This is a genomic window from [Limnothrix rosea] IAM M-220, from assembly GCF_001904615.1.
Taxonomy (GTDB): domain Bacteria; phylum Cyanobacteriota; class Cyanobacteriia; order Cyanobacteriales; family MRBY01; genus MRBY01.
Genome location: NZ_MRBY01000007.1, coordinates 59,461 through 84,371 on the forward strand (window position 1 = coordinate 59,461; position 24,911 = coordinate 84,371).

The 24,911-nt window shown below is 45.7% G+C and carries 20 protein-coding genes; 13 read left to right on the plus strand and 7 right to left on the minus strand.

The genetic code is table 11. The features are described 5' to 3' along the window. Positions 1 to 35: 35 nt before the first annotated feature. A complete protein-coding gene (locus NIES208_RS04595; protein ID WP_075890184.1) occupies positions 36 to 1,163 on the plus strand; it encodes a DNA alkylation repair protein in 1,128 nt (375 codons plus the stop codon). Here the strand turns inward: NIES208_RS04595 and NIES208_RS04600 are convergent. From NIES208_RS04600 to NIES208_RS04610, 3 genes are all read right to left on the minus strand, one after another. Beyond that, a complete protein-coding gene (locus tag NIES208_RS04600) occupies positions 1,155 to 2,024 on the minus strand; it encodes a mechanosensitive ion channel family protein (RefSeq protein WP_075890186.1) in 870 nt (289 codons plus the stop codon). The genes NIES208_RS04595 and NIES208_RS04600 overlap by 9 nt on opposite strands. A gap of 79 nt (positions 2,025 to 2,103) precedes the next feature. Then, on the minus strand, positions 2,104 to 2,994 hold the full coding sequence (locus tag NIES208_RS04605; RefSeq protein WP_075890188.1) for a hypothetical protein: 891 nt from the start codon (positions 2,992 to 2,994) through the stop codon (positions 2,104 to 2,106). Positions 2,995 to 3,260: 266 nt separating this feature from the next. Further along, positions 3,261 to 4,382 carry a DegT/DnrJ/EryC1/StrS family aminotransferase gene (locus NIES208_RS04610; protein ID WP_075890190.1) on the minus strand — a complete coding sequence of 374 codons (1,122 nt, stop codon included), beginning with the start codon at positions 4,380 to 4,382 and terminating at the stop codon, positions 3,261 to 3,263. A 70-nt stretch (positions 4,383 to 4,452) separates the two neighbouring features. Between NIES208_RS04610 and NIES208_RS04615 the strand changes: the two genes are divergently transcribed. Then, on the plus strand, positions 4,453 to 5,226 hold the full coding sequence (locus NIES208_RS04615; RefSeq protein WP_075890192.1) for an ABC transporter permease: 774 nt from the start codon (positions 4,453 to 4,455) through the stop codon (positions 5,224 to 5,226). Positions 5,227 to 5,236: 10 nt separating this feature from the next. Here NIES208_RS04615 and NIES208_RS04620 read toward each other — a convergent pair whose 3' ends face one another. Both NIES208_RS04620 and NIES208_RS04625 read right to left on the minus strand, forming a co-directional pair. After that, entirely contained in the window at positions 5,237 to 5,623 is a 387-nt protein-coding gene (locus tag NIES208_RS04620; RefSeq protein ID WP_225875250.1) for a pepsin/retropepsin-like aspartic protease family protein, read from the minus strand. Position 5,624: 1 nt separating this feature from the next. Then, positions 5,625 to 5,843, minus strand: a complete 219-nt coding sequence (locus NIES208_RS04625) for a hypothetical protein (RefSeq protein ID WP_075890196.1) — start codon at positions 5,841 to 5,843, stop codon at positions 5,625 to 5,627. A 220-nt stretch (positions 5,844 to 6,063) separates the two neighbouring features. Here NIES208_RS04625 and nadA point away from each other — a divergent pair, with 220 nt between their 5' ends. After that, the gene (nadA, locus tag NIES208_RS04630; protein WP_075890198.1) at positions 6,064 to 7,026 is read left to right on the plus strand and encodes a quinolinate synthase NadA; all 963 of its coding nucleotides are present in this window, start codon (positions 6,064 to 6,066) and stop codon (positions 7,024 to 7,026) included. A gap of 96 nt (positions 7,027 to 7,122) precedes the next feature. On the opposite strand, the gene NIES208_RS04635 is transcribed toward nadA, so the two are convergent. After that, positions 7,123 to 7,773, minus strand: coding sequence for a histidine phosphatase family protein (locus NIES208_RS04635; protein WP_075890200.1), 651 nt, complete (start codon positions 7,771 to 7,773; stop codon positions 7,123 to 7,125). A gap of 41 nt (positions 7,774 to 7,814) precedes the next feature. Then, a complete protein-coding gene (locus NIES208_RS04640; protein ID WP_075890202.1) occupies positions 7,815 to 8,174 on the minus strand; it encodes a HepT-like ribonuclease domain-containing protein in 360 nt (119 codons plus the stop codon). Positions 8,175 to 8,299: 125 nt separating this feature from the next. Here NIES208_RS04640 and NIES208_RS04645 point away from each other — a divergent pair, with 125 nt between their 5' ends. From NIES208_RS04645 to NIES208_RS04690, 10 genes are all read left to right on the plus strand, one after another. After that, positions 8,300 to 8,863: a DUF3172 domain-containing protein gene (locus NIES208_RS04645; RefSeq protein ID WP_075890204.1), complete on the plus strand. Its 564-nt coding sequence runs from the start codon at positions 8,300 to 8,302 to the stop codon at positions 8,861 to 8,863. A gap of 84 nt (positions 8,864 to 8,947) precedes the next feature. Next, positions 8,948 to 10,822 (plus strand): glutamine--fructose-6-phosphate transaminase (isomerizing), encoded by a 1,875-nt coding sequence (gene glmS / locus NIES208_RS04650; RefSeq protein ID WP_075890206.1) that lies wholly within the window; start codon positions 8,948 to 8,950, stop codon positions 10,820 to 10,822. A 268-nt stretch (positions 10,823 to 11,090) separates the two neighbouring features. Continuing rightward, positions 11,091 to 14,429, plus strand: a complete 3,339-nt coding sequence (locus NIES208_RS04655) for an aminotransferase class I/II-fold pyridoxal phosphate-dependent enzyme (protein WP_075890208.1) — start codon at positions 11,091 to 11,093, stop codon at positions 14,427 to 14,429. An 80-nt stretch (positions 14,430 to 14,509) separates the two neighbouring features. Then, the gene (locus tag NIES208_RS04660; protein WP_075890210.1) at positions 14,510 to 15,313 is read left to right on the plus strand and encodes an SDR family oxidoreductase; all 804 of its coding nucleotides are present in this window, start codon (positions 14,510 to 14,512) and stop codon (positions 15,311 to 15,313) included. A gap of 82 nt (positions 15,314 to 15,395) precedes the next feature. Further along, positions 15,396 to 17,180: a fatty acyl-AMP ligase gene (locus tag NIES208_RS04665; RefSeq protein WP_075890212.1), complete on the plus strand. Its 1,785-nt coding sequence runs from the start codon at positions 15,396 to 15,398 to the stop codon at positions 17,178 to 17,180. Positions 17,181 to 17,513: 333 nt separating this feature from the next. Next, positions 17,514 to 18,737 carry a glycosyltransferase gene (locus tag NIES208_RS04670; RefSeq protein ID WP_075890214.1) on the plus strand — a complete coding sequence of 408 codons (1,224 nt, stop codon included), beginning with the start codon at positions 17,514 to 17,516 and terminating at the stop codon, positions 18,735 to 18,737. 36 nt (positions 18,738 to 18,773) lie between these two features. Further along, the gene (locus NIES208_RS04675) at positions 18,774 to 19,676 is read left to right on the plus strand and encodes a histone deacetylase family protein (RefSeq protein ID WP_075890216.1); all 903 of its coding nucleotides are present in this window, start codon (positions 18,774 to 18,776) and stop codon (positions 19,674 to 19,676) included. Between the two features lie 347 nt (positions 19,677 to 20,023). Beyond that, positions 20,024 to 22,501 carry a CHAT domain-containing protein gene (locus NIES208_RS04680; protein WP_075890218.1) on the plus strand — a complete coding sequence of 826 codons (2,478 nt, stop codon included), beginning with the start codon at positions 20,024 to 20,026 and terminating at the stop codon, positions 22,499 to 22,501. Between the two features lie 269 nt (positions 22,502 to 22,770). Continuing rightward, positions 22,771 to 24,231 (plus strand): adenylate/guanylate cyclase domain-containing protein, encoded by a 1,461-nt coding sequence (locus tag NIES208_RS04685; protein WP_225875251.1) that lies wholly within the window; start codon positions 22,771 to 22,773, stop codon positions 24,229 to 24,231. Positions 24,232 to 24,293: 62 nt separating this feature from the next. Further along, positions 24,294 to 24,908 carry a Uma2 family endonuclease gene (locus NIES208_RS04690; RefSeq protein ID WP_235641336.1) on the plus strand — a complete coding sequence of 205 codons (615 nt, stop codon included), beginning with the start codon at positions 24,294 to 24,296 and terminating at the stop codon, positions 24,906 to 24,908. Positions 24,909 to 24,911: the final 3 nt, after the last annotated feature.

Consider the following 24,911-nt stretch of genomic DNA (forward strand, 5'->3'; position numbering starts at 1 on the left):
AAATCGATGACCTAAAAGATACGGGCTAATTTTCTGTGAAAGCTAAAACCTCTTTTTCGTTAAAAGATCAGCTTTTTAATGCCAAGAAAGTTGATTACTTAGCCAATTTAATTCAGAGAGTATTCCCAGCTTTTGAGACAAAAAAATTTCGTAACGATGTGATTGCCCCATTTCCATCCCTCGAATTAAAAGCCCGTATCGCCCACATCACCAATTGTCTCGAAATATATTTGCCGGACGATTACATCGTTGCATTAGAAACTTTGCTGCGGGCACTGCCACCGGAGTTAGACCCAAACAAAACTGACGATGATTTTGGCGATTTCATTTTTGCACCACTTTCATTTTTCGTCGCGACCCATGGTTGCACAGAAGAATATTTGAACATTTCTCTAAATGCCCTCAAAACCATCACCAAACGCTTTTCTGCCGAAGATGCAATTCGCTATTTTCTAAACGCGTTTCCCGACCAAACCTTAGACTTTCTCCTCGATTGCACCACCGATGAAAACTATCATGTGCGCCGCCTTGCCAGCGAAGGGACACGTCCAAAATTACCTTGGTCACAAAAACTAAGCTTGAATTACCGCCAACCGCTGCCCATTTTAGAAAATCTCTATGCCGATAATACGCGTTATGTCACCCGCTCTGTCGCCAATCATCTCAACGACATCAGTAAACTCGACGCGCCTTTAGTGATTCAGTTACTTCAAAAATGGCAGTCCAGCAAAGAACAATCTGCCGAAGAAATGGCGTTCATCACGAAACATAGTGTGAGGACATTATTAAAACAAAATCACCCAGATGCTCTTCAGCTAATGGGTTTTGGCGCTACACCAGAGATTGAAATCACCGAATTTTCGACGAGTACTCCCAAGGTCAGAATTGGTGAATCTTTTTTATTTTCCATCACGATTTATTCTCATAAACCCCAGAAACTCCTCATTGATTATTTGATGAAATATCCCAATACAGGAAAAAAACAATCCCAAAAAGTTTTTAAAATTAAGCAGTTAGAGTTAGTAGAAAATGAATCGGTTACTCTACAAAAAACTCATCCCATGAGATTAATGACCACCAGACGACAAACCCTCGGCAAACATGATATTACCCTCCATATAAATGGTCAAGCCTTTGGCAATTTAAGCTTTGAACTAATTTAGGCGATCACCCTTTTCGAGCGTTATGGGCGTTATTTTGATCGTTTCAAAGGGCATATCAACACCCGCTTTAGTGAGGGCATTAAAAACACATTCTCGCAAGTCAAATCTTTCTAGCAAATGCGTCCTTTCATCCAATAGCCAAACCTGCAATTGCAAAGCGATATTGTAGTCATTGAGGGCTGTCACAACAACTCTTGGTGGCGGTATCTTCATAAAATCAGGATTACATTCAACTAAATCCAGTAAAATTTCCCGCGTATGATCAATACTTTCATAAACAGCAACACTAACATCAATGTCAAGGCGCAAATGGGGAAAATTACTATAGGAAATAACCGTCGAATTAATCACTTTTGAATTAGGAATAGCTAGCATTTTGCCATCAGGGGTAACCACACGAGTACTTCGTAACGTGATTTTTTCGACACGTCCATAAAAATGGTCAATCTCGATCAAATCATCAATCACAAATGGTCGATCCCAAAAAATTAATAGCCCTGAAATTAAGTTTGACATCGCATCTCTCGCCGCAAAGCCAACAGTAATCCCCACCACTCCAAGGCTGGTCATAATTGCGGTCATATTGATGCCAATGGCACTCAAGGCTTGCAAGAGACCAAAGGTCAAAATCGAGAATTTGGCAATAGTGCTGAGGAAGTTGCTAGAGGTTTTATCAATGCGCGACTTTTTTAATGTTGGGACTAAAATTTTTTGTACTACACGCCAGACAAGGTAAAAAACTAAGAAGGTAATTAGGGCAACACTGAAATTTACAATGCCACTAGCAATTTGCGAACTTAGTACGTCAGGATCGAATGTTTCCTCTAGTTTGGTAACAATATCTCGTAATAATTCAGACATTCATTTCTCTTGCAAAATGCTGAAATATTATCTTGATAAAATGCTGTTGTTGAGCCGCTAAAGATAGATTTTTTCACGATTACCAAATATTGATGCTGTAAATTTGTGGCTCCGGTTCGCCGATTATTTGACTTGCCCAAATCGCACCGCCACCAAACATGACACCGTATTGGTTTAGGAGTAGATCGTCGAGGCGACTGGTCATAATGCGGGCTTGCCATTGGTCTAAATCGGCTTTGCTTAAGAGCGCTGGCAGCTCATTTTTGGCGACTTCTATGGATTTTTCTTGGTCAGGATAATTTACCCGCACCGGATCTGTACTCAGGGCGGCGATCGCCTGCCAATCTTCGGCATAAATTGCTTGGTAAATCTGGTCAGCAAGGGTTTTGAGTTGGGCTTCAGAAATGCCGGTTACTTCTTCACGGTCGGCAGGGACATCGTCTCCACTCGCCTCGAAGACCATCAGCTCACCGGTATCGACAATGACTTCTTTCCCTTGGGTAACGGACACTTGGTTATACAGATCGGAGATGTCTGCTTGGTACATCAAGTTTCCGGTTTGCCACGTAAAGAGACAGAGACCCCGTTCGCAGGTTTTGTTGCCCTTGGTGAGGATAAGACAGCCATCTTCTGTACCGAGGCTGCAGCCGTAGTAGGTATAGCCTTGACTGCCTTCTGCAACGGCGATCGCCCAAGTGTCGTTATAGTATTGACCCAAGTAGAAATTTTCGGATTTATTGATGACTTCCTCAAGGCTATGGGGAGTCGTCACATGCTCAGTTGATTCTGGGGCTTGGGCAGTCGGTTCTGCTGGTGCTGATGTCGTTGTCTCAGAGTCTACGGCTGTTGATTCTGGTGTGGGTGTTTCCGTTGTAACCTCTTCTTCAATTGCTGGGCTACAGGCTGTCACCACCAGCGCAAAGAGACTAAAACCTGTAATGAAGCTGCGTCTAATCCAAACATTATTCATATAATTAAAACCATCAAAGTTAAGATATCAGATAAACTTCAAAACCTTATCCTGTAGGGGTTTAACATGTTAAACCCCTACCAATCTTGCCGACTATGACTATAAAAAACGGGTTGCGCCTGCATATCTTTAAACCGACTTGTTTAACCATTATGGAAGTGAGCTTAAAAACGGTTGGATGATTGCAGTGTTTTGTAATGTCTGAGGGCGATCGCCTCGAAAAGTCTTGGTCAAAACTATGGCAATAGGGCAGTAATTTTTTTATCTTAAAGTTGTGGGAGAACTGTTTGTAACGCAGCGACCACTTGCTCCTGTTCGGCAATACTCAAATCTGGGAACATCGGTAGTGATAAAACCTCGTGGGCACATTGTTCAGAGATGGGAAATTGTCCCGATTGGTAACCATATTCTAGAAAGACGGGCTGCAAATGTAGTGGCTTGGGGTAATAGATCATGATGCTAATCCCTTTTTCCTGTAGGGCTTCCCGCAACGCATCGCGCTTACAATCCTTCACCAAAAGGGTGTACTGATTCCACACGTGAGTGCCGCCTTCTGGGGCTGTCGGCAACTGAATATGTTCTTCTAGACCCGCCAGTAGTTTGGTGTAGCGCTGGGCGATCGCCGCCCGTTGTTTATTCCAGCGGTCAAGGTGTCGTAATTTAATACTGAGAATGACAGCTTGCAGAGTATCGAGACGACTGTTTACACCCATCACATCGTGCTGATAACGAATTTTTGAGCCATGCTGCCGCAGCATCGTAAATTCATTTAGTAAATCTTCGTTATGGGTCGTAATTGCGCCGCCGTCGCCGCAGCCTCCTAAATTTTTTGTCGGGAAAAAACTAAAACAGCCCACATCCCCGATCGCCCCGACTTTCTGCATTCCCCACGCCGCTCCCGTTGCCTGGGCACAGTCTTCAATCACCTTCAGGTTATAGCGCTCGGCGATCGCCATCAGTCGATCCATATTTACTGGCCGCCCAAACAAATGCACTGGAATAATCGCTTTTGTTTGGGGCGTAATGGCCGATTCGATCTGCTCAAGATCAAGATTAAAACTATCAGCTGTCACATCCACAAAAACAGGTTTTGCCCCGGTCATGCAGATGGCCTCAGCAGTCGCAACAAACGTAAAAGTTGAGGTAATCACCTCATCACCCGCCCCAATGCCCAAACCCTTAAGGGCGAGAAATAAAGCGTCTGTGCCGGAGTTGCAACCCGCCGCAAAGGAAGTCTGGTGATAATCCGCAAACCGCGCTTCAAATTTTGTGACGGACTCACCCCCGATATAACACCCAGAGTTGAGTATCTCTAGGACAGCAGCGTTCGTTTCGGCAGCGATATTGGCGTATTGTCGTCCTAGATCAACGGGAGGAATTTGGCTCATGGGTGACGGTGACAGAAAGGTGACGTAAATATAACTGTTATAGGTGATTGGAGATTAAAAAAAAAGCAAAATGGACGAATTTATTCAGCTCGATGGTGGGGATTTGGGATGGGCTTTCGGACTGATCGGTTTGGCGATCGCCCTGTCACGGTGGCAAAAGCTTGATCTTGAAGGACAATTTCTCCTAGCAACAGGACGCACATTATTGCAACTGGCAGTGGTGGGCTACATCTTGGAAGCTGTGTTTGCCATTGGGCAGCCGCTACCTGTGCTGGGCATTATTTTGGTGATGCTAACGATCGCGGCGATCGCCTCAAAAAATCGTTTGCGGGATGCGGGTAATTTTCCGTTAATGTTTGGGTCAATTTTTTTTGGTTTTGCCTTGCCATTGACCTATGTCATGGTTTTTATCGTGCAACCAGACCATTGGTATGACCCGCAATATTTGATTCCGTTAGCGGGGATGATGATGGGCAATGCCATGAATAGTGCGTCTCTAGCGGGGGAAAGGCTCAGCAGCAAAATTAAATCCAGCCGCCTCGACATCGAAACTCAACTCTGTCTCGGTGCTACCCCAGAACAGGCGATCGCCACATACCGCCGCGAAGCCATCCGTGCCAGCCTAATCCCCACCATTAACGTCATGATGGTGGTGGGACTCGTGAGTTTACCCGGTATTTTCACAGGACAAGTTTTATCCGGTGTCGATCCACTGAATGCAGCATCTTACCAAATCCTCATTCTGTTCATGATTGCAGCAACAAATATGCTCAGTACTTCTTTGGTTACCGCCGGAATCTATCGGCAATTCTTCAATAGTGATTCTCAACTAGTTTTGGAATAGGAGCATTTTTTTAACGGCGAAGAGTAACCTTAATACTCTGACTTGACCGCTGAAAGCAAACATCAAATTCTTGAAAGAAATTGGTTTGACCCAGAATTAAGGGGAGCTGCGAAGTTTTAGCCCAAGCAAAAGCTAATCGCACGGGTTCTAAATCTTGAAGTTGGAGTTCTACAAATAATCCCTTGGCTTCAGTTTTAGCAAGATTGCCCGCTAGCGGAATACTAACCTTTTGGTCTTCCCAAATCGCTCCTAATTGCAAACCCAAATCATAGGGTAAAACATTGACTGTTGAACCTGTATCCAGCAATGCATTGGCAGAGATAGTAAAGTTTGAGCAACTCAAAGATATGGGAATAACGGGCAGAATTTGGTCATTAAGCCAAGGAAATTCAATCATCCTAGATACCAGAAGATTCTCCCTGATCATCCTGAATCATTTGCATCAATGCATCAGCCGCCTCTGTTGCATCATACAAAGACACAACTGGATAGATTGGCTCAGAAAAAATTGCTTGGAGTTCTGCGTTTGGGATTTTTGTTGCTAGAAGTTTGAATAAAGATAATTGATCTGAGGCATTGAGATCGTTGACCAAAGGAATCAGTTCTGCAAGAGACATTTTTGATGATGACTCCTAATGTTTATTTGTAACTAGTTTTACTTGAAAACCTAGTTCGATTTTAAGCTGATAGTCATAGTTCATCCAGATATAAAGCAAGTTTGCAAATTGACCCAAGTGATTAGTCTTAGCAAAAATGCACCACACAAAAACGAAACTAAAAAGCTATGATGTTGTGCCTAGGTTTTTTGTCTTCCCACTGGAGATATATTTCAGCACCATGTTTACTGCTGCCCGCCCCACGACTCCCCAAATTCCCACTGATCTGTTTGCGGCGATCGCCGAACTAAAGCAAGAACTAAACGCCATTGTCCTTGCCCACTACTACCAAGAGCCCGATATCCAAGACATTGCCGACTACATCGGTGATTCTTTAGGTTTGTCGCGACAGGCGGCGGAAACCGATGCAGAAGTGATCGTTTTTGCTGGGGTACATTTCATGGCAGAAACCGCGAAGATTCTCAATCCCCACAAACTCGTGTTACTTCCCGATCTCGACGCAGGCTGTTCCCTCGCTGACAGTTGCCCACCCACAGAATTCGCCAAATTCAAAGCCGCCAACCCAGACCACATCGTCATTTCCTATATCAACTGCACCGCCGAAATTAAGGCGATGAGCGACATCATTTGCACCAGTTCCAATGCCGTTAAAATCGTCAATCAAATCCCTGCGGATCAGCCGATTATTTTTGCGCCGGATAAGAATCTGGGTCGTTATGTAATGGAGCAAACGGGTCGAGATTTATTACTATGGGAAGGCAGTTGTATTGTCCATGAGACTTTTTCAGAAAAACGCATTATCGAACTAAAAGTGGAAAATCCGGGATCAGAGATTTTGGCGCACCCCGAATGTGAAACCCCAGTTTTAAGTCACGCTGATTACATCGGTTCTACAACCGCCTTGCTCAAATACTCCCAAGAGAGCGATCGCCAAACCTTTATTGTGGCGACAGAGCCGGGCATCATTCACCAGATGGAAAAAGATAGTCCCGATAAAACCTTTATTCCTGCCCCTTCCACCGACGAAACTTGCGCCTGCAACGAATGTCCCCATATGCGCCTAAACACCCTCGAAAAATTGTATTTGGCAATGAAAAATAAAGCGCCCGAAATTACGTTGCCCGAAGCCACTTCTACTGCAGCTCTTAAGCCCATCCAAAAGATGTTGGAAATGAGCGTTTAATTTAGAATTCTCACTATAGTTCCTTCCTTGGGGAAGGTGCCCGGAGGGCGGAAGAGGTTGCCGCAAGTTATCGAACCTACCCTACCCGTTACCTCTTCAATATTCAGCAACCTTCACACCGGGATCACTTAAATGGGATTGGTCATTGGCTAACGTACACTTCCAGCGATCGCCCGTCCAACAAAACTCCGTGATCCCACAAACATCAAAATCAAAATCTGGTTCTTTACCAAGGAAGGCGATCGCCGCCCCAAAGAGCGATTCCTTGTGACCCACAATTAATAAATTACCAGCGTAGTTTTCCACCAGAAACTGCGTTGTTTTTTTTGCCCGTGCCCACATTTCCTCTTGGGTTTCAGGATATTGCGGCTGCACCAAGCTCCGATAATCTCGATTAATTACATTTTCGACTTCGACAATTCGCTCATTCGTTAACTGAGGTTTTTCACCCATCCAATCCGGATTTTCCCATTCCCCCAAACCCGCTTCTAGATTTAAAGGAAGATTGTGAGCGATCGCCATCGGTAATGCTGTTTGTATTGTCCGACAGTAGGGCGACACAAAAATGTGGGCGATCGCTTTAGAACTCAAATATTTTGCCGTCTCCTGAGCCTGTATTTTTCCCGCAGGACAAAGGGGCGGATCGTACTTAAACAGTGCCGAGAGAAACCATTCCGGCCGAATAAAATCGAGACGATTACCGTGGCGCACTAACCAAACCTTTCTCTTTCTTGTATCAGCCACCATCCAGAGTCCCGTTACCAATACAAAGCTGACATGTCAACCCACTATGAATTTGTTGTCGCAAATCCTTTATCCGGCAAAATCACCTCTAAAGTTTGAGACCAACGGGGCAACTCGTTATGCACTAAATCCCACACAAAAGCGATATTGACTACCGAATATTCCTCACCCATCGTGCGCGCAATCTGATCTAGCTCATACCACGGCAATTGCGGAATCTCTTCCTTTAGCTCACCAGGGACATTCCGCGACGCAATCCCCATAATTTCCAAACGACGAATGACCGCATCCTGCACCACAATATTGGCAAGGAAATCACTCCAAGACATCTCTGAAATATAATTAATTGCCAATCGTGCCGAAATCAAAATATCCAGCAAAATTAAGGTATGCCGATCCGCCATGAAAAACCTCGTAAGAACCTCCGTTGAGGGATCTAAATCGCTATATTGAATACAGTGATCATTTAGAAATTTACTAGAGTTCGAAGACGCGTTAGAGCCATTGTTCCTTCAAATTTTAAGTCCTAATGAAACGTAAAACCCGCTCCCGTTACGATCGCCCAAACAATGACCGACGGCAACGGTATCCGGAGCAAGACCCAGCAAAAAAGCCGCTATTCAACTTTAATTATGCAACCCTTGCCCTATTTGGGGGAATTTTTGTGTTGGGGGTTACGGTGGGCATTGGCTTCAGCTCCAGTACCAATCTTAACCCGACAAGTATTGATTCCCGCTTAGAGATTGACCGCCAAGCCCCCGATGCCGAACTATGTCAGCAGTTTGGCGCTAGTGCGATTGTGACAAACATGCAGGTCTATGTCACTTTAAACCCCTTTAATGTCTTCGTTACCCAACCCAAGATGCAGCCCGGTTGTGTCATCAGACAAAACAATTGGAGCATTCTCGAAAGACAAAACCTCATCACTTCGGAACAGGTCAACGATTGTAAGCGTCGGATGAATACGTTTGGTTATACAGGCAGTTTGCAGGGTTCTCCGAAAATTAACTGTATTTATCAAAATGATGCGGCGGGCAACCTCTTCCTCAATCAGTCAGGGAACAATGTTGTGCCGGAGTCAGATAGTTTTTAGGTTTTTAGGAAAGAACAGTTAGGCGGCTGAATCCTAGACTAGGATAAAACTACTTATTTTTTGTGTGTTTAGAGGAGTATCACGATGTGTGGGATCGTCGGCTATTTGGGAACGCAAGCGGCAACGGATATTCTGGTGGGCGGGTTAGAGCGCCTGGAATATCGCGGCTATGATTCGGCGGGCATCGCTACGATTTGGGAAGGAAAACTGCATTCAGTCCGGGCTAAGGGCAAGCTCTATAATTTGCGCGAAAAACTAGAGCAGCAAAAAACACCGGCACAAATTGGTATTGGTCACACGCGCTGGGCAACCCATGGTAAACCGGAGGAACACAACGCTCACCCCCACCTTGATATGTCTCAACGGGTGGCTGTTGTCCAAAATGGCATTGTTGAAAATTATCGCGAACTGCGCGATGAGCTAAAGGAAAAGGGTTATAAGTTTCTCTCGGAGACGGATACGGAGGTTATTCCCCATCTCATTGCGGATTTACTTACTGAGACAATCGGTAGTAATGAGCCTTTTTTAGATGCGGTGCAAAAGGCGATCGCCCGTTTAAATGGTGCTTTTGCGATCGCCGTTATTTGTGCGGATTATCCCGATGAATTAATTGTTGCCAGACAACAGGCTCCTCTCACCCTTGGTTTTGGTCAAGGGGAATTTTTCTGTGCCTCGGACATTACAGCTCTTATTCCCCACACCAGCGCAATTTTGACCCTCGAAAATGGCGAGATGGCGCGCATGACTCCCTTGGGGATGGAGATTTATAATTTTGCGGGCGATCGCCTCAAGAAAACCCCCCGCACCCTAGACTGGAACCCCGTCGCCGTCGAAAAGCAAGGGTTCCGACACTATATGCTCAAGGAGATTTACGAGCAGCCCGCCGTCGTCCGTACCAATATCGAGGCTTACCTCAACCCCGAAGCCGAACACCCCATTAATCTCTCTATTAACCCCCCCGAATTCCTCGACAATATCGACCACATCCAGATAGTCTCCTGTGGTACCAGTTGGCACGCCAGCCTCGTCGGCAAATACTTGTTAGAGCAATTGGCCGGAATTCCGACCTTTGTTTACTACGCCTCAGAGTTTCGCTATTCACCATCGCCCCTAATGCCCAATACTTTGACCATTGGTGTAACCCAGTCCGGTGAAACCGCCGACACGATCGCCGCGCTGGAGATGGAAAAAGAACGACGCTCCCACAGTACTGAAACAAGATTTAAACCGCGCTTACTCGGTATCACCAACCGCTCTGAAAGTACCATTACCCAAATCGTGGATCAGGTCATGTACACCCACGCCGGCATCGAAATCGGGGTGGCAGCAACGAAAACCTTTGAAGCCCAGCTGATGAGTTTTTATTTTCTCGCGATGGAGCTCGCAGCGCGGCGGAAAACCTTGGCTCCGACAGAAATCCACACATTAATCGACGGCTTAAAACAAATTCCAGCGCAAATTGAATCGATCCTTGAAGATCAAGAGCGGGATATCGAGGAGCTTGCCCACGCTTTTGTGGATACCAATGACTTCATTTTTATTGGCCGGGGCATCAATTTCCCCATTGCCCTAGAAGGAGCATTAAAGCTGAAGGAAATTAGCTATATCCATGCGGAAGGTTATCCCGCTGGGGAGATGAAACATGGCCCCATTGCCTTGCTGGACACCAAAGTGCCCGTGGTGGCGATCGCCATGCCGGGAGACATTTACGAAAAGGTTATTTCCAACGCCCAAGAAGCAAAAGCCCGCGATGCATTACTCATTGGCGTGACCGCAAATGATGATGAGGAAGCAGCACACACCTTCGATAAATTACTAACAGTTGCCTCCGTCAATGAAGTTCTGTCACCTTTATTGGCCGTCATACCTTTACAGTTGCTGTCCTACCATATTGCGGCCCGTCGTGGTCTGGACGTGGATCAGCCCCGTAATCTCGCCAAATCCGTCACAGTCGAATAAAACTGCTTTGAGCAATTCCTCTCCTAGAATCGGTTGTAAGTGCATAACACAAGTCTGGGAGAGTAATATATACTCCTTGCAAAAACTTTATAAATAACAGGGGTAGGCTTAGAATAACTGCACAACTGGTCAGATACAGTATTCTCTACCTCTAAGCCCATAAAAACATATAAAAAGCGACGAAAACTAAATTATCTCGCTTCCTGTGGTCTGAGGAAGTTTAGTCGGAATAGCTTTTAATATCCTAAAACTCTTAATTCATTGCTTTATGGTAACTCTGCCGAATCCCCCCCGAACACACGCATCTTTATTAGAAATTCTGGGTCATCGCGCGCAACATCAGCCGGATCAACAAGCCTATGTTTTTCTACAGGATGGGGAAACGGAGTCAGAGCGTCTTACTTATTATGAATTAGACCAACAGGCACGGGCGATCGCCGCCCACCTCAAACCATGGGAAGGGGAAAGAGCATTACTACTTTATTCGTCAGGACTAGATTTTGTTAAGGCTTTTTTTGGTTGTCTCTATGCCAAGGTGGTGGCCGTTCCCGTTTATCGACCGAGGCGTAACCAAAAACTCTCTAGACTACTGGCGATCGCCAACAATTCCCAAGCAAAAATTGCCCTCACCACCACCACGATTCTTCAAGAAATTGAACAGCGCTGGGAAGAAAATACAGAGTTATCCCAGTTAAAGGTGATTGCGAGCAATACTATCAACGACGATCCCGCCACCTTTAAACAGCAAGAAATTCAGTCCGAAGACCTCGCCTTTTTGCAGTACACCTCCGGTTCTACAGGCACACCGAAGGGAGTAATGGTGACCCACGGTAATATCATCCACAACCAACGCCTCATTCACCAGGCCTTTGGCCACAGCGAAAAGAGCATCGGTGTCGGTTGGTTGCCCCTGTTCCATGACATGGGTTTAATTGGCCATGTCTTACAACCGTTGTATGTCGGCTTTCCGAGTATTTTGATGCCGCCCCTCGCCTTCCTTGCCAACCCCCTACGCTGGTTAAAGGCCATTTCCAAATACAGAGCAACGACCAGTGGTGGCCCAAATTTTGCCTACGATCTCTGCATAAACCGCATTTCCGATGAGCAGCTGGCAGGTTTAGATTTATCCAGTTGGGATTTAGCCTATAGCGGCGCGGAGCCTGTCCGGGCAGAAACCCTCGAAAAATTTAGCGAAAAGTTTGGCGCTTGTCAGTTTAACCACAATTCTTTTTATCCCTGCTATGGCATGGCTGAAACGACCCTCTTCGTTACCGGTGGCCAAAAACACAAAAGTCCAGTCGTCGAAAAAGTACAGCCAGAAGATTTACTCGTCAAAAACGAAGATACTCCCGCAACTTTAACCGCATCAGAAAGTGTGTTCGTCGGTTGTGGTCGCCCCTATATGGATACGACGGTGGCGATCGTTGATCCAAATACCTTTACCTGTTGCCTTGATGGACAGGTCGGCGAAATTTGGGTGAGTGGTGGCAGTATTGCCGCCGGCTATTGGAATGCTCCTTTAGCAACGGCAGAAACCTTTGAGGCAACCCTTGAAGAAAAAGAGCAACATTCGTTTTTACGGACGGGAGATTTGGGCTTTTTTAGTCGGGGAGAACTCTTCGTCACAGGTCGTCTGAAGGATTTAATTATTATTCGCGGCAAAAATCACTATCCCCACGACATTGAGCTAACGGTACAAAAATCCCACCCGGCTCTGCGCGAAAACTGTGGCGCAGCTTTTTCCATTGACCATAATGGGCAAGAAAAATTGGTCATTGTACAAGAGGTAAAGCGTACTTATTTGCGGGATCTTGATGTGGAAGCAGTAATCGGCATCATCCGTAAAGCGGTGTCGGAAAACCACGAATTACAAGCTTATGGGGTGATTTTGATTAAGACGGGCAGTATTGCCAAAACGTCTAGTGGTAAAATTCAGCGTCATGCTTGCCGTGAAGCGTTTTTAAATGATGAATTAATTGTTGTGGGGCAAAATATTTTGGGTGAAACAGGTCTTGGTGTAACGGATGCGGCAACGGCAAAGGCAGCAGAAATTTCGACATTATTAAAGCAACTCTGTGAGCAAATGTCCCAAGAGTTGGGTTTACCAGCTAATAGCATCCGTCCTGATCAGAAAATTGGTAGTCTCGGTTTGGACTCTATTCAGGCGATCGCCATTAAGGGTTATGTGGAAGAAAATTTCGATTTAACTGTGCCGATGGAGCAGTTTTTTGAAGATATTACGGTGGCGCAATTGGCGGAAAATATTGTTGCGGAAGCGAGTAAAACCACCGATGAATGGTCTTACGATTTAGTCTCTGGTGAAGGAGCGGTGCAAACTTCCGAAAATGGCAAGGTAGCTGAGAGTAATGGCACAGGCGAAATTGATCTCGATTCTCGCCTGAGATTAGCCTTCCAAAAGGATAATGATGTGTTGCAAAAGGCGCGGGATTTTGATTTGCCGGATCAATTGCGCGAAAAAGGGTTATTGCCCTACTTCCGGGAACTAGAACGCAATGAAGGCGCAACTTGTATTTTTGACGGGCGATCGCTGATTATGCTGGGGTCAAATAATTACCTCGGTTTGACGGCAGATATGCGTGTTCGGGGCGCAACGGCAAAGGCAGCCTTAGTGGATGGCCCTAGTTTGACGGGGTCTCGCTTGCTCAATGGTTCAACGCACCAACACCGGGAATTGGAGAAAAGACTAGCAAAGTTTGTGGGTCATGAAGATGCCCTTGTGTTTACAACGGGTTATCAGGCAAACCTTGGGTTTATCTCGGCGTTAATGAACGAGAACACAACTATTATTCTCGACAGCGAAGCCCATGCTTGTATTTTCGATGGGGCGTTTATGAGTCGCTGTAAGGTGATGACCTACCATCACAATGACATGGCGGATCTTGAAAAAAAGCTCCAACAGGTCGCCGGAAAATCTGCGGCAATGGTGGCGGTTGATGGGGTTTACTCGATGACTGGGGATATTGCGCCGTTACCTGAACTCAGAGCGTTGTGCGATCGCTATGGTGTGGCGTTGGCGGTGGATGATGCCCATTCCCTCGGTGTGCTGGGTAAATGCGGTAAAGGTACAGAAGAGCATTTCGATATGATTGGCTCCAGCGATATTTTGTGTGGCACATTCTCCAAGAGTTTGGCTTCCGTTGGCGGTTGGGTTGCGGCAGAGGCGAAGGTGATTGATTGGATTCGGTTTAATGGGCGATCGATGCTGTTCTCGGCTTCGATTCCCCCGACATCTTTGGCAGCGGCTTCTACGTCTTTAGATATTTTGATCGAAGAGCCTTGGCGGGTGGAAAATCTCCATAAAAATGCCAAGTATTGGAAGGATAATTTGTCACAGTTGGGCTTTACTGTGGGTGAATCCCAAACGCCTGTGATTAAGGTATTGGTGGGTGATGATCTCAAATGTATGGTCTTCTGTAAGGAGTTGCTGGAGGCTGGGGTGTATGTGAATTCGGCGGTGTATCCGGCGGTTCCCCGGAATCAGGCTTCTTTGCGGACGAGCGTGATGGCGACCCACACCCAAGAACATCTTGATAAAGCGCTCACAATTATTGCGGAAGTTGGTCGTAAATTAGAGATTATTTCTTAATCCAAAATTTTGATCCCCCTAAATCCCCCTTTTTAAGGGGGACTTTCAGCTGATATTTTCAAGAGATAAAAAAGCAATATATGCAACACGCGATTATTACGGGTGGGTCGAGTGGGATTGGGAAGGCGATCGCCTCATTACTCATCCAACAGGGCTACAGCATTTCGTTGATTGCCCGTCGTCCAGAGCTTTTAGAAGGCGCAAAAATAGCATTAGAAAAAGAACGCATTAATCCAAAGCAAAATATTTATTGTTTTTCGGCGGATGTTGCGAATCGAGAACAAATTACAGAGGCGGTGGAAACGGCGATCGCCGAATTAGGCGCACCGGATTTGTTGATTACCTCGGCGGGGGTAGCGCGACCTGGTTATTTTGCAGAGATGCCAGTGGATGTGTTTGAACAGGCGATCGCCGTCAATTATTTGGGGACGCTGTATGCCATCAAAGCCGCCATTCCCGCAATGCAACAACAGCAGAAAGGTCAGATCGTAATGATCTCGTCTGGGGCAGCATTGATTGGTCTATATGGTTATACCGCCTATGGCCCCTCGAAATTTGCGTTGCGGGGCTTGGCAGAATCCTTGCGCGGTGAGCTGAAATGTTTTGGCATTGGTGTAACCATCGTTTATCCACCGGATACGGATACACCGCAGCTTGCTGCTGAAAACAAGACAAAGCCTGAGGAAACTAAACAAATTACGGGCACAGCCGAAATGTGGCAACCGGACAAACTTGCTGCCGTCATTTTGCAAGGTGTTGAACAAAATAAATTTGCGATCGCCCCCGGCTTGGAACTGACTTTGCTCAATCGCCTCCATAGTTTGCTCGCGCCTGTGCTGAACTGGTATTTTGACGGTATTGTCCGCAAAGTGAGAGACAGTTAACAGTTAACAGTCATCAGTTAACAGTGATCAGTTAAGAGTTTGGCGATCGCCTTCATTATTTATTTCTAGTTGTAATTAATCGATGAAAACCTATTCCACCATTGTTGATGTTCTTCGCGATCGCGCCGCCACCACACCAGAACGATTAGCCTATTCGTTTGTTTCGGAGACCCCGACTAATTTCCAAAGTCTCACTTATCAACAGTTGGAAACTAGAGTGAAGGCGATCGCCGCCCATGTGCAAACAAAGATCAAAAAGGGCGATCGCATTTTGTTGCTCTTTCCTTATAGTGATGGCTTGGAGTTTGTGGCGAGTTTTTATGCTTGTTCCTATGCGGGGGCGGTGGCGGTCACCATTAATCCCAGCAAGAACGCCGATGCCTTAGATAAATTGCTAGAGCGCATTGAAGATTCTCAGGCGAAGGCAGTGGTTACAACTTCTGAAGTGATTAATTATTTCAAAGGTAAGTTGGCGAAAAATCCCCTCAAAAGTGTAGGTGTTGCAACTAAGTTTAGTCATCTCGAGTTGGTGGAAATGGATAAAATTTCCCTCGATGAAGCGGCGCATTGGCAAGATCCAGAAGTAACTTCAGATGACCTCGCGTTTTTCCAATACACATCCGGCTCGACGGGCAAACCTAAGGGGGTAATGATTACCCAAGGGAACCTCATCAATAATTCTGAAACCATTCGCAATGCTTTTGAGTACAACACTGAAAGTATTATGGGCACTTGGTTGCCGGTGTTTCACGATATGGGTTTAATTGGTGGAATTATTCAGCCGTTGTACACGGGTTTTCCGTCGATCATGATGTCGCCTGTCGAATTAATTAAGCGGCCTCGTTTATGGCTAGAAACCATTTCCCATCACAAAATCACCACTAGCGGCGCTCCTAATTTTGCCTATGATCTAGTGGCTAGACAGGTTGACCCGACTCAACTGGACAATCTTGATCTGAGTTCTTGGCGATTAGCCTTTTCTGGGGCGGAGACAGTGCGAGCGACAACCCTCAAAAAATTCGCTGAAGTATTTGCTCCCTTTGGCTTCAAGCCAGAATATTTTTACCCTTGCTATGGCATGGCGGAGGCGACATTATTCATCACTGGTGGTCAGGCTAGGCAAGTACCAAATATTCAATATCTTGACCCAGAGGCATTACAAGAAAATCGTGCTGTTCCCAGTGCCGACAGTAAGTTGGGCATTGTGAGTTGTGGTCATACTTGGCTAGATGATCAGTTGGCGATCGTTGATCCTGACACAAGAACTGAGCTGGAAGATGGCAAAGTTGGAGAAATTTGGGCTTGTGGCGGCGGCATTGGTCAGGGCTATTGGCAACGACCCGAAGAAACTGAGGCAACGTTTAAGCAATATCTCGGCGATCGCGGGCCATTTTTACGGACGGGTGATTTAGGCTTTGTGAAAGACGGCGAAGTTTATATTACGGGTCGCATGAAGGAAGTGATGATTCTGTGGGGTCGCTATCGTTATCCCCAAGATATTGAGGCGACTGTCGAGCAATGTCACCCAGCTTTACGGCCATCCTTAGGCGCGGCGTTTTCCATTGAGGCAGAGGATGATGAGCGTTTAGTGGTGGTTCATGAAGTGGAGCGTAGCCATATCCGTAAACTTAATGTCGAGGAGGTGGTCGGTGCGATTCGAAAAGCTATTTATGAAGAACATTCTGTCGAAGTTTATGGCATTGTTTTAATTCGGACAGCCAGTATTCCGAAGACTAGTAGCGGCAAAATTCAACGACGTAAATGTCGTCAACTTTATCTAGAAGGGGAAGGCTTAAATGTGGTGGGCGAGTGGAAATTAGAAGTCGCTGAAAGCAAAGGGATTACCGAATTGGCTGGTAGTTTGTAACTTCAATAAAAGCAATAAAAAACATTCTATGTAGGGTGTGTTAGCGAAGCGTAACGCACAGATCATAAATGCACAGATCTCATAAATTAAAAAGGTGCATTACATTTCATTAATGCACCCTACCAATACAAGAGTTATTTCCGGAATTTAGATGAAAGTTGTTATTATTTCTGCCACGTTTTTACCGTCCCATGATGGGGTAAGCATTCTATGTAGGGTGTGTTAGCGAAGCGTAACGCACAGATCATAAACGCACAGATCTCATAAATTAAAAAGGTGCATTACATTTCATTAATGCACCCTACAAATACAAGGGTTATTTCCGGAATTTAGATGAAAGTTGTTATTATTTCGGCTACGTTTTTGCCGTCCCATGATGGGGTGAGCATTACGCTCTACGAACGGATTAAACAGTTATCGATCGCCGGTCATGAGGCGCTTTGTTTAGTATCAAGCTATCAAGAAATCGCGGCAATTTATCCGAAATGGTCAGATTATGTTGGTGATCTTTTTCCTAATGTCAAAATAATTTCTTTGAATAGTGAGGAATGGATGGATGTGCCCCAAGAGCGGAATCCGAAACGATCTACCCTAAAAAAAATTGAGGGGGCGATCGCCGAATTTGAGCCAGACATTATCGAAATCGAAGAGCCGGAACGGTTGTGGACAACGCTATTTAGTTTGCCGGGACTACAATATGCGCAACAAAATGAGATTCCCTATATCGGGTGTTATCGAACAAATTTTATTGATTACATCCCTGATTATGTACCAAGTTTGCTGGTGGGCATCGCGAAAACGGCAGCATTGTTTCTGACAAAGTGGATTTACAATCAATGCTCGATCACGCTTGTGGGGAGTCGTTTTATCGAGAAAAAGTTACAGGCTTGGGGTATCAAAAATGTTGACTATGCGAAAGTCATTGGCCCACCGGTTATTAAAAATCCGTTGTCTTTAAAAGAAGCAGGTTTCTTCGAGAAAAATTTTAATCTTGCCAAGGTTGATGACACGGTAAAAGTTCTCTTTCTCGGTCGCCTTTCTCCCGATAAAAATTGGGATTTTACGCTGCAACATTTGGCTAAGTTGAAACAGAAAAATATTTCCCAGAAATTTACGATTCTCGTGGCGGGGCGCGGGGAACTAGACGAGGCGATCGCCGCCAGTGAGTTTGCGACAGAATTACCGACTGAGATTTTAGGGGAAGTGCCCCACGAACAAATCCCCAAACTTTTAGCAAATGTGGATTTTCATGTGACCGCCTCTCTGAAAGAAACCTTTGGGCGAACCGTTCAGGAATCCCTTTATGTGGGCACGCCGATCCTTGCGCCAGATTGTGATTGGACTAGAAATTTAGTGGAACCCGCTCAAAATGGCATTTTGTTTGATCCTGAAAGTGGTGATGATTTTATTCAGAAATTGGCGGATTTGATTGAAAATAACGGCGATCGCCAACGGTTGCGGGAAAACATTTTGGCGAACCATTCCGAGAAGAATGACCCCAGCTACATCTGGATTGAGTATTTGCAGCGTCAAATTAACCAAGCCCAAACCCAGTAAAATCGCTACACTGTCTCAAGTTGCTTGAGTTTTGCTATGGGTTTTCCCGTCGTTTACCACCCAAATTACGTTACGCCGATTCCTGAAGAACATCGCTTTCCGATGCCAAAGTTCAAGCTGCTCTATGAAATGCTGCTGCGGGATGACGTGATTCGACCAGAGCAAGTTTACGAGCCAGAATTTCCTGAAATGGATTGGCTAGAGCTGGTTCACAATCGTGATTATATTGATGCCTATCGTAACGGCACTCTTGAAAAAAAAGCCCAACGTCGCATCGGTTTACCTTGGAGTCAAGGCGTTGTCACCCGGACGCTCACCGCCATTGGGGGCACAGTCACCACCGCAAAACTTGCCCTCGAACATGGTTTAGCTTGCAATACTGCTGGGGGAACCCACCATGCTTTTCCTAATTATGGTTCTGGGTTTTGTATTCTCAATGATTTGGCGATCGCCGCCAAAACTGTCCGCCATTTAGGTTTGGCAAAAAAGATTTTAATTATTGATCTCGATGTTCACCAAGGGGACGGTACAGCCTTTATTTTTCAAGATGAGCCGGATGTGTTTACCTTTTCGATGCACTGCGAGATTAATTTTCCCAGCAAAAAGCAGCAGAGTGATTTTGATATTCCCTTGCCTGCGGGGCTAGATGACGATGGTTATTTGCAAATTCTCGCGACTCACCTCGATGATCTGCTCTCGGAAGTGAAACCCGATTTAGTTTTTTTTGATGCGGGTGTGGATACCCATGTGGGCGATCGCCTCGGCAAATTAGCCATGACAGATCGGGGCATTTATCGCCGGGATCGCATGGTACTCAGTGCTTGCCATGCGGCAGGATATCCCGTTGCCTGTGTGATTGGGGGTGGCTATGCGAAAAATATTGATGAGTTGGTTTATCGCCATTCTCTTTTGCACCGCGCGGCAAACGATATTTTTTAACCTGAGTTTTGCTTAAGGGTACTCGGCAATACGACGCGGCGAATAAGAGAGCGAGAGATAGGGAGATGTTTTATCCAAACAATCCGAGGGGTCAAAAAACGCAAATTTTCGTTGGTTCTCCGTGTCTCTACCTCTCCTTGTCTTCCTTTCTTTAAAGAAATATCAGCTAAATTCTTATCCATAACTGACGTTTTTTTAGGGCGATTTTTTACGTGAACATTTATCACCTTGGGGAACAGTTCTTAATTTTTGACCCTCAAGGGAGATAGGAATTTCTACAATTAAATCAATGGCTTGGGGAAGGAACTATGGGAATTAGGCAATTCTGTTCAACATTAATCGTGGCTATGGTTGTGCAAAATATTGCGATCGCCCCCCAGACTTTCTCGTCACCGCTCGAAGAAAACGTTATAGAAAAACAAACTTATTCCCTCGCAGAGTCTCGGAATCTCATTTACGACGGGGAGAGAGCTTTTAAAACAGGGCAATATCAAGAGGCGATCGCCCTCTGTACAAAAGCATTAACGGGATTTGAAGCCCAAAATCATTTGGAAGGCATGGGCGCAGCCCACAATTGCATCGGTATCTCCCACCATTCCTTCGGTGAATATGCCAAGGCGGTGCGTCAATATGAACAGGCCACAGCCATTACCCAAGGGATCAATGACCCGCGCCAACAAGCGGCGATCGCCAACAATTTAGGGGAAGCCTATCGCCAACTTGGTGAAATCGAAAATGCGATTACTTACTACGAACAGGCTTTAGAGGCTGTGCAAACAACTCGTGATTTACAAATCGAACCAATCCTGATCAACAATTTAGGCTTTGCCCACATGGAGCTAAAGAATTATGCCCTAGCTCAGGACTATTACCTCCAATCGTTAGAAATTTCTTCGGCAGAAAACTATCAATATGAAATGTCCTATGCCCTCAAAAATCTGGGGGAAGTGGCCTTTCGACGCGGAGAAAATCAAAAGGCGATCGCCTATTTCGAAGAATCGCTACAAATTACAAGGGCAATTGATAACCGTCGGGTGACGGCACTCACTTTAAATTCCCTCGGTAAAGCCTACGAAACCATCGACCAAGCTGACCAAGCACTCACCTACTACCAAGAAGCCCTCGGCATTAGCACAGATATTGGCGATCGCCACTCCATCGGTCGCGTCTTAAAAAACCTAGGCAGTTTCTTCCAAGCCCAGGGCGATGCAGAGCTAGCCATTATTTTCTTTAAAGAGGTCATCAATACCTACGAAAGTATTCGCAACGAAATCCAAGGATTAGATAATGCTCTCCAAGAAAGCTATCTCAGTAGCGTCGAATCCACCTATCGTAATCTCGCTGATTTGTTGCTGACCCAAAACCGTATCCTCGAAGCTCAACGGGTCTTAGATTTACTGAAAATCCAAGAATTGAGCGATTATCTCTACCATGTGCGTGGCACAGCAGAAACAGAAAAAGGTACGGGCTATCGTCCCCCCGAAGAAACGTTTTTAGCTTTAAATCAAAAACAAACGGAACAGCTCATCGTTGCCTCGAAACGGTTGGCGGAACTCGAAGAAATTTCCCCCAGCGCCCTCTCAGAAGCCCAGCGGCAAGAATTGATTTCCCTACGCAAAGCACAAAATTCTGAACGTCACAACTTTCGAGCCTTTCTAGAGAGTGATGAGGTACAAGCCGTGATCGGTGACCTCAAAGCAAATCTCAGTAGCAATGAATCTCTATCGTTTAACCTCAGTCAAGATGCCAAGCTCAAGGAACAGCTCCAAACTATTAAAAAAGCGGGTCGTAATGCTGCCATTATTTACCCTCTAATTTTGGGCGATCGCCTAGAGATTATCGTAGTTAGCGCCAATACACCTCCCCTGCGTCACACTGTGCCCATTGCCCGCACCGAGCTAAATGAAACCATCCTCGCAGCGCGCCAAACCCTAACGACAGTGCCTCGGCAAAAAGGTAGTCAGTCGACAAGCACCTTTGACCCATTAGCAAAACTCCACGATTGGCTGATTAAACCCGTCGAAGCAACCCTCGCAGCCGCCAATATTGAAACGATTATTTATGCTCCAGACGGTGCACTACGTTATATTCCCCTCGCCTCCTTATTTGATGCCGAGAACAACCAGTGGCTCATCGAAAAATATGACATCAACAACATCACAGCCCTTAGCCTGACTGACTTTGATGAGGTTGCGCCCCTAGATGACTTTAATTTGATTGCTGGCGCTTTTCCCGGTCATGATGTCACCCTCGAATTTGGGACGCGCCAAATCCCCCTAGCGGGGTTGCCCTACGCCGTACAGGAAGTCGAAACCCTTGCCGCAACGATTCCCCGTAGTAGCGTTCGCCTGAATGAGCAGTTTAATGGCGACATTATTTATGAGATGAATAGCTATGATGTCGTACACCTTGCGACCCATGCCGAATTTGTTTCCGGCAGACCAAAGGATTCCTATATCGCCTTTGGTGAAGGGGAATTCGCCACCCTCGAAGATGTGCGGGATTGGGATTTGAGTAATGTCGCGCTGATTGTGCTGAGTGCCTGCGAAACGGGTGTGGGCGATACCTTGGGAAATGGTGTTGAGGTGTTGGGTTTGGGCTATCAAATGCAACAGCAGGGAGCCGATGCAATTTTGGCGAGTCTTTGGTCGGTCAGCGATCGCAGCACCCAGATTTTAATGAATCAGTTTTACGAAAATCTCTTGCAAGGCAATGTCACGAAAACGGCAGCTCTCCAAGAAGTGCAACGCAATATGCTCCATGACGAGACCTTTAATCATCCTTACTACTGGGCTTCATTTATTTTGATTGGCAACGGTCTCTAGGGTTTTTTGGGTTAGGACTTTCGATATATTGATCACCGACTTTTTTAAATAATTATTGTTGTCAAAGTAGGGTGAGCTTAGGGGTGGCGGCTACACTGCAAACATAGAGTACCAAATGGTTTGGGAGTAACGTGGCGGATAAATATCCTAATAATTTCAGATCTAGTTCACACAAAAATCCAGCGTCGCAACGTCGAAATGATAAGTTTCAGCCCTCAGCAATTTGGGCAGTGGGATTATCGCCCCTTTTACCCCAGATCTTGGGGAGCATGTTCAATATTTGGTACAACGTTGCCCGCGTTCAGCCTCTCCTTACCGCGACTCAACAAACTGTTCTCACCTCCACAATTCTGGTTTACAACCTCGTCGTTTATCCCATGGCGATCGCCTACTGGATCATTCGAGTTCGTGCCCTCGCCAAAACAATTAACGCCTTGCAAAAAGGCCAAACCATCTCTACACAGCGCCTAGATCTAGCCCGACGACAGGTTTTGAATTTGCCTTGGTTGGGTACTGCCATCGCGGCGATCGCCTGGTTTTTATGTATTCCTGTTTTCCTTGGTGCGTTGCTCCTTACCCCAGAAAATCCTAATCCCAACATTTTTCTATACTTGCCTGTCTCCATTACCATCTCGGCATTAATTGCTATTACCCAAAGCTTCTTTGCTATCGAGCTGACGAGTCAACAGAGGTTTTATCCCATCCTTTTTCGCGATACAAAAGTCGCTGAAACCCTAACGGCCTATTCCCTCTCCCTCTACGAGCGCGGTTTTTTAGTTATAGTGTCGGTCGGCATTTGCCCAATTATTTCGTTACTGCTGCTACTCTCTGTCCCGCCGCCTAGCGATTGGCAAAATCTTTATTTCGCATTGGTTGTGGGACTAATCGGTATTGGCTTTGGATTTATCAGTGCATGGATGCTGGGTCGCACTGTTGTCGAACCTGTGATGGCATTAAAAAAGGCTTCCCAAGCGGTGATAGCTGGAGATTTAACGACACGCATCGATCTCAAACGAGCCGATGAGTTTGGCCCATTGATCGATGAATTTAATCAAATGGTGGCGGAGCTAGAGGAAAAACAATATTTGCGGGAAATGTTTGGTCGTCATGTGGGACAGGGTATTGCCCAGCAAATTTTGCAAAGTAACCCAGATTTGGTCGGCACGGAGCAAAATTTAACGGTAATGTTCACTGATATTCGAAATTTCACCGCGAGAAGCGCCATTTCTCGTCCTAGCGATACGGTAGTTTTACTAAATCGATTTCTCAATATCATGGTCGAAATCGTTGAGCAGCGGCATGGCGGCATGGTGAACCAGCTACTCGGCGACGGGTTTATGGCTTTGTTTGGAGTGGGTCAAGGAGAGGAAAATCATGCTGAACAAGCAGTCAATGCAGCGCAGGATATGATGCGGGGTCTAGAGCGACTGAACCAAGAACTCATCGCTGAAAATATTACGCCCCTCCAAATTGGCATCGGGCTCCACACAGGCATGGCGATCGCCGGCAGTATTGGTTCACCCCAACGGATGGAATATACAGCGGTTGGCGATACGGTAAATGTCGCGTCACGGGTGGAATCTCTCACAAAAAAATTGGGGCGATCGCTGATTTTTTCTGGCGCAACAAAAGCCGCTTTACCGAAAAATTTTGACTCTCGTTTAGAGACCTTAGAACCACAGATGGTTAAAGGAAAATCTGAACCCATTGAAATTTTTACGCTGTTGTAATGGATGTGCTCAAGGTTCTGACTCATCAGACAACTATCTTGAACTCCGCGATTAAAATAGAAATGCAACCATCAACATTTTCTAAATACATGATTGCCGCCGCAGAACTCCCCAGAAAAATGACGCCAGAAGAGTATCTGGAATGGGAAGCAACTCAAAATATTCGATATGAATATGTTGATGGCGAAATCTATGCGATGACAGGTGGCTCAGTTACCCACAATCGCATCGCTTTAAATTTATATTTTGCGTTAAGACCGCATTTAAAGAAGCGGGGCTGCTATGCTGCTGTGTCTGATGTCAAAGTTCAGGATGTTGAAAGTGAACGGTATTTTTATCCTGACTTAGCAATCACCTGTAATGCTTCGGATCAGAAAAATAATCAACTCATTCAATACCCAACAACGATTGTGGAAGTGCTGTCGCCAAGTAATGCGAATTACGACAAGGACTTCAAGTTGAAGTTATATCGTCAAATTGCGAGCCTACAAGAGTACATTCTCATTGATAGTCAACGGGTGAAGGTAGAAATGTACCAGCGTCAGTCTGGCAAAATGTGGGGCTATACGGATTATGAATTGAATGAAATATTGACGATTCCGAGTATTGAATTTGACTGTCCAGTGCAACTTTTATATGAAGACGCAATCTTTGACACCGTGACAGCAGAAGAGTGATCG